Source organism: Nocardioides ginsengisoli (assembly GCF_039537225.1).
Lineage (GTDB): Bacteria > Actinomycetota > Actinomycetes > Propionibacteriales > Nocardioidaceae > Nocardioides > Nocardioides ginsengisoli.
Genome location: NZ_BAABAC010000037.1, coordinates 232,329 through 245,605, shown reverse-complemented (window position 1 = coordinate 245,605; position 13,277 = coordinate 232,329). Strand labels below are relative to the sequence as shown.

The 13,277-nt window shown below is 73.4% G+C and carries 11 protein-coding genes; 5 read left to right on the top strand and 6 right to left on the bottom strand.

From position 1 onward, the window contains the following. Positions 1-29: 29 nt before the first annotated feature. Entirely contained in the window at positions 30-749 is a 720-nt protein-coding gene (locus AB4880_RS19780) for a TIGR03089 family protein (protein WP_367920935.1), read from the bottom strand. 24 nt (positions 750-773) lie between these two features. Here AB4880_RS19780 and AB4880_RS19775 point away from each other — a divergent pair, with 24 nt between their 5' ends. Continuing rightward, positions 774-1,853: a mannose-1-phosphate guanylyltransferase gene (locus AB4880_RS19775; protein WP_367920934.1), complete on the top strand. Its 1,080-nt coding sequence runs from the start codon at positions 774-776 to the stop codon at positions 1,851-1,853. A gap of 15 nt (positions 1,854-1,868) precedes the next feature. On the opposite strand, the gene AB4880_RS19770 is transcribed toward AB4880_RS19775, so the two are convergent. The 3 genes from AB4880_RS19770 to cofD are packed head-to-tail and all read right to left on the bottom strand — an operon-like array spanning position 1,869 to position 4,660. After that, complete coding sequence (locus tag AB4880_RS19770; RefSeq protein ID WP_367920933.1) at positions 1,869-2,630, bottom strand: DUF3105 domain-containing protein; 762 nt, start codon at positions 2,628-2,630, stop codon at positions 1,869-1,871. 45 nt (positions 2,631-2,675) lie between these two features. Beyond that, positions 2,676-3,632 (bottom strand): coenzyme F420-0:L-glutamate ligase, encoded by a 957-nt coding sequence (gene cofE, locus AB4880_RS19765; protein ID WP_367920932.1) that lies wholly within the window; start codon positions 3,630-3,632, stop codon positions 2,676-2,678. Beyond that, complete coding sequence (gene cofD / locus AB4880_RS19760) at positions 3,632-4,660, bottom strand: 2-phospho-L-lactate transferase (protein ID WP_367920931.1); 1,029 nt, start codon at positions 4,658-4,660, stop codon at positions 3,632-3,634. Before cofD ends, cofE begins: the two co-directional genes overlap by 1 nt. Positions 4,661-4,822: 162 nt before the next feature. Here cofD and AB4880_RS19755 point away from each other — a divergent pair, with 162 nt between their 5' ends. The 4 genes from AB4880_RS19755 to AB4880_RS19740 all read left to right on the top strand — a co-directional run bounded on the left by AB4880_RS19755 (position 4,823) and on the right by AB4880_RS19740 (position 11,256). Next, a complete protein-coding gene (locus tag AB4880_RS19755; RefSeq protein WP_038680682.1) occupies positions 4,823-5,077 on the top strand; it encodes a WhiB family transcriptional regulator in 255 nt (84 codons plus the stop codon). An 83-nt stretch (positions 5,078-5,160) separates the two neighbouring features. Beyond that, a complete protein-coding gene (locus AB4880_RS19750) occupies positions 5,161-8,025 on the top strand; it encodes a glycosyltransferase (protein WP_367920930.1) in 2,865 nt (954 codons plus the stop codon). Continuing rightward, entirely contained in the window at positions 8,018-9,445 is a 1,428-nt protein-coding gene (locus AB4880_RS19745) for a DUF5719 family protein (protein ID WP_367920929.1), read from the top strand. The genes AB4880_RS19750 and AB4880_RS19745 overlap by 8 nt, the downstream gene beginning before the upstream one ends. A 2-nt stretch (positions 9,446-9,447) precedes the next feature. Next, on the top strand, positions 9,448-11,256 hold the full coding sequence (locus AB4880_RS19740; protein ID WP_367920928.1) for an acyltransferase family protein: 1,809 nt from the start codon (positions 9,448-9,450) through the stop codon (positions 11,254-11,256). A 157-nt stretch (positions 11,257-11,413) separates the two neighbouring features. Here the strand turns inward: AB4880_RS19740 and AB4880_RS19735 are convergent, their stop codons facing one another. Together AB4880_RS19735 and AB4880_RS19730 are read right to left on the bottom strand one after the other, a co-directional pair. Continuing rightward, positions 11,414-12,703: an HNH endonuclease signature motif containing protein gene (locus tag AB4880_RS19735; protein WP_367920927.1), complete on the bottom strand. Its 1,290-nt coding sequence runs from the start codon at positions 12,701-12,703 to the stop codon at positions 11,414-11,416. Positions 12,704-12,818: 115 nt separating this feature from the next. Beyond that, positions 12,819-13,277 (bottom strand): metallopeptidase family protein, encoded by a 459-nt coding sequence (locus AB4880_RS19730; protein ID WP_367920926.1) that lies wholly within the window; start codon positions 13,275-13,277, stop codon positions 12,819-12,821.

Here is a 13,277-nt window from a genome sequence, read left to right as displayed (position 1 = left end):
GCCCGACCGAGAAGGCTTGTCCTGGTCGTTCAGGCGGGGAAGCGGGCCGTGGCGTGCTCGGCGACGTAGGTCGCCTCGAGACGCTCCGGCTCGGCCCGGGCGACCAGGACGAGTGAGCCGCCCAGAGTGAGCGGCTCACTCACGATCGCCGGCTCCTTCACGGGGTCGGCGACGGACAGGAGGCGGCCGCTGCCGACCAGACGGCCGGCGGCCGCCTCCTGCCAGAGCTCTCCCTGACTGACCACGACCCCGTCGACGACGTACGCCGCATCGTCGGCGGTCGGCGGGTCCCACGGCGTGAAGGCGTCCGGCTGGGACCAGATCTCGACCCCCACGTCGTGGACGCCGGCCGGCACCGGCTCGGCGAACCGGACGCCGAGCGGCAGCAGCGCGCAGGCCAGCACGATCAGGCCGGGCGCGCGGGACGCCCAGTCGGGCAGTGTGTCGGGACCGCAGACGACGACGGCGAGCTCTGCGTCGTCCGTCGGTACGACGACCAGCCCGGCATTCCAGGCGGCGCCGAGGAAGACGGTACTCAGCCAGTGCGGCGGCAGGTCGATCGCGATCCGGTCGCCGCGCTCGAGACCCAGCTCGTCGACGAGCAGCGAGCCCGCCTTCGCCACCCAGTTGGCCCAGGTGGTCGCGGAGAGCTCGACGCGCTCGCCGCTCGCGTGGTCGTAGAAGGTGACCAGCGGCCGGCCCGGATCCTGGCGCAGGCGCTGACTGAGGACGGCGGCGAAGGTGGTCACGAAGGCAAAGATAGGGTGCGGCGCATGGTCGCTGACGAGATCCCTGGGTTCTGGGCCGTGGTCCCCGCCGGCGGCGCCGGAACCCGCCTCTGGCCGCTGTCCCGGTCGGGCTCGCCGAAGTTCCTGCACGACCTCACCGGCTCCGGCCGCTCCCTGCTGGAGCAGACCCACGACCGGCTCGCGCCGCTCGTCGGCGACCGGCTGCTCGTGGTGACCGGCAAGGCCCACCGCGACGCCGTCCGCGAGCAGCTGGCCGAGCTGCCCGACGACGCCGTCGTGGCGGAGCCGTCGGCCCGCGACTCGATGGCCGCGATCGGCCTGGCCGCCGCGATCCTGGAGCGTCGGGGCGCCGAGGTCATGGGCTCCTTCGCCGCCGACCACGTCATCGACGACCCCGAGGGCTTCGGTGCGGCCGTCGCCGACGCGGTGGCGGCGGCCCGAGAGGGCTGGCTGGTCACGATCGGCATCGAGCCGACCTTCCCGTCGGCGGCGTTCGGCTACATCCGCCAGGGAGACGGGCTCGCGGGCCACCCGTCCGCGCGGCGGGTCGTGGAGTTCGTCGAGAAGCCATCGGTGGCGGTCGCCGAGGAGTACCTCGCGACGGGCGCCTACCGTTGGAACGCCGGCATGTTCGTGGTCCGGCCCGACGTCCTGCTCGATCTGCTCGCCGAGCAGGACGCCGACTTCGCCGCGACCCTGCGTGCCATCGCTGCCGAGCCGCACCGGCTCGCCGAGCTGTGGGACACGCTGCCCAAGATCGCCATCGACCACGCCGTCGCGGAGCCCGCGGCCGCCGCGGGGCGCGTGGTCACCATCCCCGGCGCCTTCGGCTGGGACGACATCGGTGACTTCGACTCCCTCGCCACGCTTCTCGGCGACGCGAAGGACGCGACCGTACTGGGCGACGCGTCGCTGACCCAGCTGCTCGGCGCGAGCGGAATCGTCGTCCCCCAGGCGGGCCGGATGGTCGCCGTCGTCGGCCTCGACGACGTCGTCGTGGTCGACACCCCCGATGCGCTGCTCGTCACGACCCGCGCACGGGCCCAGGACGTGAAGCAGGTCGTCGCGGCCCTGAAGGATCAGGGCCGCGACGACCTGGTGTGAGTCAGCGGGAAGGGATCAGTACGCGTAGGGCTCCGGCGCGTCGGTGAACGGGTACTTGTCCATGAAGGACTGAAGGGCGGCGCCGCTCACGTCGGAGCAGTACTGCCAGGCGCCGTACTGCTTCTGGGTCTTGGGGTCGACCCGCCAGTGGGTGAACGCGATGTGCTGGCCCTTCGGGAAGTCCTTGCCGACCTCCTTGGCGTCCTTCGCGGTCCACGGCACGGCCTTGAACTTCAGGCGCTGGTTGGTGTCGTTGGCGTCCATGATCTTGGCGATCGACTTGATCGCGGTGATCTCGCCGGTGTCGTCGGCGGCGTGCTGGTCGTACCAGAGGATCGTGTAGCCGTGCTCGCTGTTGTGGATCAGCGACTCGAGCTCGGGACGGCTCGACGAGGTGTAGAAGCGGTCGGCGATCGGGGCGGGCGCGATGCCGGCCTCGTTCCAGTGCGGGCCGAACGCCGGCGGGGCGTCCTTGTAGGAGACCTGCTGGCCGGTGGGGACGTGGTCGCCGCTGCCGGTCGCGTCCTTCTCGGTGACGTCGCCGCACACGGAGGCCTTGGCACCGATCTCGGCGACCGACTTGCCCTTCCACTTCTGGGTGTCGATCATCTCGCGGACCTTGGGGTAGGCCGCCGCACCGATGATCAACACCGCGACGAGGACGCACACGCCGACGATCGCCATGCCCTGGCGCCGCTGGGCGCCCTTCTGCTTGCGGCGGATCTCCTCGATGACCTGCCGGCGGTCAGCCTTGGCGGTCTTGCTGGACTTGCCCACGTGCGGAGTACCTCGTCTTCGTGGTGGCGACGGAACGCGGTGAGTCTACGGAGTGACCGGGCGAAACCGCAGGTCGGTGCCAAGATCGCTGTCATCCTCGGCCGCCCAGCCGTGGGCGAAGGCGACGATGTCGGCGGCCGCCCGGCGGCTCGCGTCGGCGTGGACGGCGCCGGCGCCGGCGGTGCGCGCGGTGATCCCGGCGCGGCCCAGCGCGTCGACCAGGTCGTCGGCGCCGACGGGGGAGCCGAACGGGACCCGGCCCTCCGGCCGCGCGGCGACCGCCTGGATCACGGCCTCGCGGGCGCCGTACCCGAACAGGTCGGCGCCCTCGGCCCGGATCAGCGCCCGGGCGCCGGGCCCGTCGTCGCCGGCGGGGAGGACCAGGTCGGCCCGACCGCGGACGACGGCGCACGGGCGCGCGCCGAGCTTGCCCTGCGCGAGCTCGACGGCGGACGCCAGCTCGTCGGCGACGGCCGGCGCGGTGACGGCCAGCTCGTTGCCGTGGGCGTCGACCCGGCCGGCGAAGGACTCCAGGACCTCGATGCCGGCCGCGCCGATTGCGATGTCGGTCTGTCCCTCGCGCCAGGCGCGGCCGGCGGTGTCGGTGACGATCACCCCGATGTTGACGCCGCGGCTCTCGGCGACGCCTGCGCGCAGTCGGCGGGCGGAGGCATCGGGGTCGAGCGGCAGCAGGACGACGGCGCCCAGCTCGACGTTCGAGGCGTCGACCCCGGCCGCGGCCATGGTGAGGCCGATCCGGTTGCGGACGATCCGGGTGCCGCCACGACGGGCCACGAGCCGCGCGGTCTCGGCCTCCACCCAGGCCTCGCGGTCGCCGGTGACGACCCGGCCCTCGGCCTTGCTGACGACCTTGCTGGTGACGACGAGCACGTCGCCGTCGGTCAGAGCGTCGGGGCCGAGCGCGGTGAGGAGGACGTCGGCGAGGTCGTCGCCGGGACGGATCTCGGGGACGCCGTCCGGCGCGGCGACGTACAGCTCCATCAGCGGACCAGGTCGATCGCGGCGGCGGCCATCGCGGCCGTCGCGTCGTGGTCGGTCATCATCAGCGGCACCGCGGCCGCCGTGATGCCGGCCGCCTCGAGCCGGGCGACCTGGGCCGCGTCGCGCTCGTCGATCAGCCAGCCGTCGAGGACGCCGCCGGCGCTGCGGGCGCCGTAGTTGAGGCCGACCCCGGCCGCGCTCACCTCGACGCCGATCGAGGTCAGCATCTGCTGGGCCATGCCGCGGACGTGCGTGTCGCCGACGATGGGGGAGAGGCCGACGACTTGCGCGGACGTCGACCGCACCGCGTCGCGGATCCCGTCGACGCCGAGGATGGTGCCGACCGACACGACCGGGTTCGACGGCGGCAGGATCACCAGGTCGGAGCCCGCGATCGCCTCGACGACGCCGGGCGCCGGCGTGCTCTGGTCGAGGCCGACGAAGACGACCTGCTCGGCGGGGACCTCGGCGTGCAGCCGCACCCAGTACTCCTGGAAGTGCACGACCCTGCGGCCGCTCGGGGACGTGTCGTCCGCCACGGCGACATGGGTCTCCACCCGGTCGTCGGTCATCGGCAGCAGGGTCAGGGAGTCGCCGTACGTCGGGGCGAGCCAGCGGCGGCACAGGGCCTCGGTGACCTTCGACAGCGGGAATCCCGCGTCGAGCATCTGGGTCCGGACCAGGTGGGTGGCGATGTCGCGGTCGCCGAGGCCGAACCAGGTCGGCTCGACGCCGTACGCTGCCAGCTCCTCCTTCGCGCTCCACGTCTCGGCCCGCCGTCCCCATCCGCGCTCGAGGTCGATCCCGTCGCCGAGGGTGTACATCACCGTGTCGAGGTCGGGGCAGACCTTGAGGCCGTGGATCCACCAGTCGTCGCAGTTGTTGGCGATCACCGTCACGTGGGCGTCCGGGGCGACACCGGGTAGGGTTTCGGCGGCGATGCCGTGGAGGAGGCCCTGCAGGAAGCGGGCCCCGCCCATGCCGCCGGACAGGACGGTCAGGTTCCGCAATGCCGGAGCGGCTGTCACGTCAGGTGTCGATTCCACAGGGGACAACTGTGCCCTGCCCGTGCGACGCAGTCTGCACGGGGCTGCCTATAGCAGATTCGACCTTGACTGTTTGGATATGACACGTATGTAATTCCAGTAGTGTCGTTCGGGGCACTGGGTCGAGTCGTAAGGGGCGAAATCGTGAGGGAACTGTTCCTGGTCGAGGCAGATTCCGACGAGCTGGGGTGGCAGGAGCGTGCGTTGTGCGCTCAGACCGACCCCGAGGCGTTCTTTCCTGAGAAGGGAGGATCGACGCGTGAAGCCAAGAAGGTCTGCCAGACCTGCGAGGTCCGCGTCGAATGCCTCGAGGCGGCGCTGGGCAATGACGAGCGCTTCGGCATCTGGGGAGGCTTGTCGGAGCGTGAGCGGCGCAAGCTGAAGAAGAGGGCGGTCTGACCATCTGACGAGAGCAACGGCACGTTGCCGATCTGCGCTGACGGTTCGCCCCCTTCTTGCCGCCAGACGTAGGGTCAAGCCTCGTGTCGGAGCAACAGCCGGAGGTCGCCTGCCTCCTCGTGAGTCACGACGGAGCGTCCTGGCTGCCGGCGGTCCTCGACGGACTGCTCGGCCAGACGGCGCCCGTCGCGCGGGTGGTCGCGGTCGACACCGGAAGTCGTGACGGCAGCGCCGAGCTGGTCCGGACGACGCTCGAGGGCCGCGTCCCGCTGACCGCGCGCTCGCTGCCCGGCTCGGCCGGGTTCCCGGAGGCGGTCGCCGACGGACTGCTCGCCCTCGCCGAGTCCGGCCACGAGCCGGAGTGGGTGTGGATCCTCCACGACGACGCGAACCCCGACCCGGGCGCGCTGCGCGCCCTGCTGGCCGCCGCCGAACAGCGGCCGGACGCCGACTTCCTCGGCCCCAAGCTGCGCGAATGGCCCTCGCTGCGGCGGCTGCTCGAGCTCGGCGTCACCATCGGCGGCACCGGCCGCCGCGAGACCGGCCTCGAGCGCGGCGAGTACGACCAGGGCCAGCACGACGAGGTCCGCGAGGTGCTCGCGGTCAACTCCGCAGGCTTGCTGGTGCGCCGCACCGCCCTCGAGGAGCTCGGCGGGTTCGACCCCGCGCTGCCCATCTTCGGCAACGACATCGACCTCGGCTGGCGTGCCGCCGCGGCCGGGCGCACCACGCTCGTCGTCCCCGACGCCATCGTCTTCCACGCCGAGGCCGCCCACCGCGGCATCCGGCGTACGCCGCTCACCGGCCGCCACACCCACTTCCAGGAGCGCCGGGCCGCGCTCTTCACGCTGCTCGCCAACGGGCGCGGCGCCACCTTGCCGCTGCAGGCGATCCGGCTCGTCCTCGGCACCCTGCTGCGCGTCATCGGGCTGCTCTGCGTCCGCGCCGTCGGCGAGGCGCTCGACGAGCTCGCCGCGCTGATCTCGGTGCTGCGCCATCCCGGCCAGATCCGGCGGGCGCGCAAGACCCGCACCGGCGCCGACCGGGCGCGCGTACGACGCCTGCTGGCGCCCTGGTGGGTGCCCTACCGGCACGGCCTCGACTTCGTCGGCGACCTGGTCGCCGCCGCCACCAACCAGGCGGCCGACGTCGCCGACCGGCGCCGGGCCGCGGCCGCGGAGCGCGACGCCGGGAAGGCGCCGCCGCCGGCGCGCCACCGCGACGAGGACGACGACTTCGCCGACACCGGGCTGGTCGTCCGCTTCTTCACCAGCCCCGTCGCGATGGCCACCGCGGTCACCGTGCTCGCACTGTTGATCGGCGTCCGCGACGTCGTCGGCGGCATCAGCGGGGGAGCGCTCTCCGCGACGCCCGACAGCATCGGCGCCTGGTGGTCGCTGCACGTCGAGGGCCGCCACCCGATCGGCTTCGGATCCGACGTCCCGGCGCCGCCGTACGTGCTGCTGCTCGCGCTGCTCGGCATCCCGTTCGGGCCGTCTCTCCTCATGTCTCTCGTGATGGCGCTCGCCGCGCCCTTCGCGCTGTGGGGCGCCTGGCGCTTCCTGCGCGTGGTCGGCCGCTTCGTCACGCCCTACGGCGCCCCGCGCTGGCTGCTCCTCTGGGGCTCGGTGACGTGGGCGCTCGTCCCGCTCGTCTCCGGTGCCTGGGGCGGTGGCCGTTGGGGCATCGTCGTCGCGGCCGCGGTGCTGCCGTGGATGGCGCACAGCGCGCTCGGCTTCGCCGACCCCGAGCCGGCCCGGCGCTGGCGTGCGGGCTGGCGCACCGGCCTGCTGCTGGCGGTGGTGACCGCGGTGGCGCCGCCGGCCTGGCTGGTGACCGCCGTCCTCTTCGCGGTGCTGCTGGCGTGCGCGATCCGGCTGCTGCCGGGCGAGGCCGGCGAGCGCTCGGTGTGGGGTCCGCCGGTCGCGGCGCTCGCCGTACCGCTGCTCGTGCTGCTGCCCTGGTGGCTGCCCTCGTTCGTCGACGGCGCGTGGGCCGGCACGGTCCTCGACGTCGGCCGCTGGCCGACCGCGGCGACGTCCGGCTGGGATCTCCTCGCCGGTCGCCTCGGCGGACTGGGCGCCCCCGCCTGGCTCGGTCTGGTCCTGCCGGTCCTCGCGCTCCTGGCGCTGATCCCGCGTTCGACGCGCATCCCCGTCGTCGTCTGCTGGCTGGTCGCCGCGGTGACCGCGGTCGTCGGGATCCCGCTCGCCACCACGCATGTCGGCCTCGCCGGCTCGGTGTCGCAGCAGCCCGGCGTCGGCGCCGTCCTGCTCTTCCTCGCCGGTGCCTGGACGACGGCCGCCGTCCTCGGCGGACTCGCCCTCCACCACCTCGGCGACCAGGCCAAGCCGCTGCAGGCCGGGCTCGCGGTCGCCGCGCTCGCCGGACTGGTCACGCCGCTGGTCGGCCTGGTGTGGTTCGCCGGCTGGGGGGCCGAGGACCTGGCCGACACCCCGGCGTCCGACGTCCCGGTCTACATGGCGCAGCGCGCCGACCAGGCCGAGCAGAACGGCGTCCTCGTGCTGCGCGGCAGCATCGCCGACGGCGTGACCTACCAGGTCCACCGCGGCGACGGGCCGACCGTCGGCGAGGACGAGATCTCCGCGCTCACGCCCGAGGACCCCAAGGTCAGCGCGACCATCCGGTCGCTGGTGACCTCGCCCGACCCGGACGCCGTGGCCGCGCTGTCCAAGCGCGGCATCCTCTACATCGTCCAGGCCGCGCCCGCCGACGGCGCCGTGGCCGCCAGTCTGGACGCCACCGCCGGTCTCGACCAGGCGAGCTCCGAGCGCGGCACCCGCGCCTGGCAGGTGACGCCCGCGCCCGGACCGCTGCCCTCCCACCACGCCTGGCTGCGCTGGCTGCTGCTCGCCGTGCAGGCCGTCGCGATCCCCGTGCTGATCGTGCTGGGCCTCCCGCCGCTGCGAAGGAACCGCGATGTCTGAGCCGAACACCCCCACCCCCGGCCGCCGCGCGTCGATCACACCGCGACGCAAGGTCGACATCCTGGTCGCGCTCGCGATCGGGCTGCCCGCCGTCGTCGCGCTCAGCGTCGCCGTCATCGGCAACGAGAGCGACCCGATCGCCGGCATCAGCCCGCCGACGACCTCCGACCTGACGTCGGCGACGACGGTCTGCCCGAGCGCGATCTCCTCCGACGCCAGCACCGTGCGCGTGGGCCGGACGCCCGGCGTCACCGGCGGCGAGCTGCAGGTCCTCACCGGCAAGCGACCGGCCACGACCGTGGCCGACGCGGCGCCGGTGACGGCCGCGCAGGACGCCACCGTCGTCGTCCCCGGCAGCAGCGGCGCGACCGTCGTCGACGGCTCCGGCGCGGCCGCCCCCGGTCTGATCGCCGGCCGCTCCGACGCGCTCGCCGTGCCCGAGTGCCGCGCCCCGTCGTACGACGAGTGGCTGGTCGGGCTCGGCGCCAGCGCCCGCTACTCCACCACGCTCGAGCTGGTGAACCCCGACGACGGCGAGGCGGTCGTCGACCTCGCCCTCTACGACGCGGCCGGTCCCGTCGACGAGCCGGCTCTGCGCGGCGTCCAGGTGCCGGCCCACGGGGTGCGCCGGATCGACCTCTCGCAGTCGGCGCCCCGCCGTACGCTCACCGCGGCGCACCTCACCGTCATCCGCGGCCGCGTCACCGCCGCCGCCCGCACCACCCGCGACCCGCTCGGCCGGGCCCGCGCCACCACCGACTTCCTGCCCACGCAGGCCGAGCCGAGCGCGCGGAACCTGATCCTCGGCTTCCCCGCGAAGCCGCAGGCGGCCACCCTCTTCCTCGCCAACCCGGGCAAGGACGAGGTCCGCGCCAACATCCGGCTGGTCACCGCCGACGCCACCTTCACGCCCACCGGCGCGAAGGAGATCCCGGTCGCGCCGCAGTCGATGGCCACCGTCGACCTCGGTCCGCTGCTCGCGGGCGAGGCCGGCAACGGTGTGCTCGGCATCGTTGTCGACGCGCCCGAGGCGCTTGCTGCCTCCGTGCGGATGCTCTCGGCCGGCGACCTGACCCTGCTCGCCCCGGTCATCGACACCCGCGAGGTCACTGCGGCCGTCGTACCGGAGGGCGCGAAGACGCTCCAGCTCGGCGACGCCGACCGCTCGGGCGTCATCCACGTGACGTCGTACGACGCGACGGGCGCCAAGATCGCCGAGGAGCAGGTCGAGATCGAGCCTGACCGCGCTGCCTCCCTCGCGCTGCCGCCCAAGGCGGTCCGGATCACCGTCGAGCCGCGCAACACCCGGATCGCGGGTGTCGTCGACGTCCCCACTGGCGGTCGCCTGCCCGGCCTGGCGACGCTGCGGCTGCGCCCGGCCGAGACGCACGCGCGGATCCCCGTCGTCGCGCCGCAGTAGTCGTGAGGACTGTCTCGAGAACGGCGGCCGGAACGCCGACGGTACGACCGCGCAACCTCGCACTCGACGGCCTGCGCGGCGTCGCGGTGATCGCCGTGGTCGCCTATCACCTCGCCCCGGGGCGCGTCCCCGGCGGCTTCCTCGGCGTCGACATGTTCTTCGTGCTGTCGGGCTTCCTCATCACGGCATCGCTCACCGCCGAGCTCGACACCACCGGTCGGGCCGGCCTGGCCCGCTTCTGGCGGCGCCGCGCGCGCCGGATCCTCCCGGCACTGCTCGCCGTCCTGGTCGCCGTCACCGCGGTCGCGGGCGTGGTCGGAGGAGCGCTGGAGACCCGGCTGCGGCAGCAGCTGCTGGCCAGCCTCACCTTCAGCAGCAACTGGTACCAGGCGGGCGTGCCGACGTCGTACGCCGACCGGTATCAGGCACCCGTGCTCCAGCACCTCTGGTCGCTCGCCGTCGAGGAGCAGTTCTACCTCGTCTGGCCACTTCTCCTCGGGCTGATCCTCGCCGCCACCCGAGGCCGCCAGCACGCGACCCGACTGGTCGTCGTCCTCGTCCTCGCCGGCGCCAGCGTGCTCGCCATGGCGATCGGCCACCTCGCCGGCGTCTCGCTCAACCGGCTCTACTTCGGCACCGACACCCACGGCTTCGCGCTGCTCATCGGCGCCGCCGGCGCCCTCGCCACCGCGCGGCTCGAACGCCGCCGCGCGCGACTGCGCCGGGCCGCGCTGCTCGCCTGGGTCGGCGTCGTCCTCGGGCTGCTGCTGATGCCCTGGGACGCGCCCGTCACCTACCTCGGCGGCGCGGCCCTCGTGGCGCTCGGCACGACGCTCGTCGTCGTCCATCTCAACGACGGCTCGTCGGCCCTGACCCGGGCGCTGGAATGGGAGCCGCTGGGCTGGGCCGGTCGTCGCAGCTACGGGATCTATCTCTGGCACTGGCCGGTCATCGTCCTCCTGTTGCAGGTCGCACCGGACGTTCCTGTCGCGCTGGTCGCCGTACCGCTGACGGTGGGGTTGGCTGCGCTCTCCTGGCGCTATGTCGAGAGCCCCTTCCAGCGTGACGGCTACCGCGCCACCGCCGACCGTCTGGTCCAGATCGTGCGCGGACGCCGGCTCGTCTCGCTCGTTGCCGGTGCCGCTGTCGGGGCGCTCGTCGTGTCGGCGGTCGGCGCGGGCCTCCTCAACTCCCGCGACCACAGCGTGCTCCAGCAGCAGCTCGACGCGGGGGAGGCCGCCATCGCCGCCCACCAGGCCGACCTCGCCGCCCACCCGCCCGTGCCCCGCCCGAACCCCACCCGCGATCCGTGGCAGTCGCCGGCGCCCCGCAACGGTCGGGACGTCACCGTCATCGGCGACTCCGTCACCGTCGCCGCCGCCCCGGCCCTCTACCGCCGGATGCACCGGATCGACATCGAGGCCCACGTCGGCATGCAGATGTCGGAGCTCCGCCGCAAGATCGCCGTCCTGCGCCGCTCGGGCCGGCTCCGCCCGGTCATCGTCGTCGCCCTCGGCACCAACGGCGACTTCGCACCCAGCCAACTCGCCGACGCCCTCGCCGCCGCCGGACCGGGCCACCGCTTCGTCCTCGTCACCGCCAGCGGCCCGCGCCCCTGGATCGCCCCCGCCAACGCCAAGCTCCGCCGCTACGCCCGCGGCCACCACAACGCCCGCGTCGCGGACTGGAACGCCCTGCGGCCCCAGGTCCAGGACTTCGCCGCGGACCGGGTGCATCCGGGCCCGCAGGGTGGGGCGGTGTTGGCGCGGCTGGTCGCGACGACGGTGGCGTCGTTCTATCGGGGTGTGTGAACCTCGGGGTTTGCAGGGGTGCCAGGTCTCTTGCACTGAGAGCGCGGTGGCGCGCCGCGGTGGTCGAGGTGGTTGGTTGCGGTTTGCCTGTCGGCCGGCTGTTGCTGCAGGTACACCCCTGTCGTGCGGGGTGTGAGTGGGTGCTCTGTTCAGCGGCTCATGTTCGGAGTGGGTGGGTGCCGCGGTGGTCGACCTGCCATCGGTAGCCGTTGGGGCTGGTCCAGGTGTAGGTGCCGGGCTTGGTGACCTTGTAGCGCCAGCGTGAGTGGGTCTTGGCCCGGTGGTGGCGGCGGCAGAGGGGGACGAGGTTGCAGGGGCAGGTGGGTCCGCCCTTGCGGTGGGGTTTCGCGTGGTCGAGGTCGCAGGTCTTTGCCTTGCGGCCGCAGCGCGGGAAGCGGCAGGTGTGATCGCGCAGCTCGACACTCACACGGTGGCGATCGGGGATCTCGTAGGAGTCGACGGGGATGTGGTCGGCCAGGTCGATGACTGGGCGGACCACGATGGTGGTCGCGGTGGCGAGCCACTGACGGACCTGCTCGGTGGAGATGGGGCGGTCGTTCCAGCGGGCGACGGGGTTGTCGCCGGTCAGGGTGGTGTCGGTGATGTGGACGTTGAGCGTCGCTCGCTTCGCGGGGCTGCCGTCGAGGTCGAGTGCGAGGTCGGCCCGCGCCAACTCGCCGAGGGCCTGAGACCTGCGGACGTCGAGCGACGCCGCACTGCCCAGGCTGCCCAGGCTGCCCAGGCTGCCCATGCTGCCCATGCTGCCCATGCTGCCCAGGGTCCCGAGGAGGGCGGCGCGGCGGACGATGGCGTCGTGGAGGTCGCGGGCGTCGGCGGCGTCGAGGAGTCCGGAGATGTGCGCCAGGCCCTGGGCGTTGGGTTCGTCGATGTCCAAGTACCGCTCATCGGCCACGGCCGCACGTTCCGCCTCGGCCCGTACGGGGTCGAACCGGACGATCGCTTCGGTGATGAGGCGTTCGAGCTGGGCCCACCCGACGCCGGAGGCGTTGAACAGGTTGCGGTCCACGAACGCAGCGGCGTCGGCTGAGAGCGGTGCGACCAGCTTGGCGATGCGCGCGGCCCGCCAGGGCGTGAGGCGGCCGGCCATGACCGCGGCCCAGACGTTGGGCAGGCGCCAGGCGCAGCCCAGCACCTTCCCGACGTAGGCGCGGCCGCCGGCGGGTGAGCGGCCCAGGACCGCGATCAGCTCCATGAGGGCGAACTCCGACACCAACGGCGCCCCGTCACCGGCGATCGGGAGACCGGTGTCGGCGAACCCGTCGCCGGTCGCCGCCGGACTCTCCGCGGCCTCGACCACGTTGGCTTCAGCCCAGGCCGCGATCGTCGCCCACTCCCGGATCAGCGACGCCTCACGGCCCTCGATCTCCGCGCGCAGCGAGGCCAGCATCGTGCTGATGCCGGTGTCGGGAGCGGTCGCCTGAGCCATGCCGCCATCCCAACACCACCTCCCGACCCCGCCAACGTCGAAGCGGCAGCCTGTGGACAGAACCCGCTAGAAACAGGGCTGTGGATGGTTTCTGGCCGATGTCCCCGGGGTGGAGCTAGTCGTCGTCCGACGGATACCGGGGATCGACCTCGCTCGGCTCGATCCCGAGCAGCTCCGCGACCTGCTCCACCACGACCGTCAGCACGATCGCCTCCAGGTCCGCGCGGTCAGCGGCGCGATGCTCGAGCGGGCGGCGGAACACGACGAGCCGGGTCGGCGTGCCGCCGGTTCCGCGGACCAGGGAGGAGAGGGGGACGCGGCCGGAGTCCCAGTCGTCAGGGAGCTGGGGGGTCTCCTCGACGGCGTATTCGACGAGACCCAGGTGGTTGGACCAGCGGGCGTCGATCTCGGAGACGACGTCGAGCATGATCCGGTCGAAGACCTCGCGCGGGCTGCGGGGGACCGGCGGGCGGTGCGGCGGGGAGCCGGGGACCGTGGGCAGCGGCAGGACGGCAGGTCCGCGCATCCCGCGACCACGGCGGTCGCGCCGGCGACGCGGTTGTTCCTGCTCCAC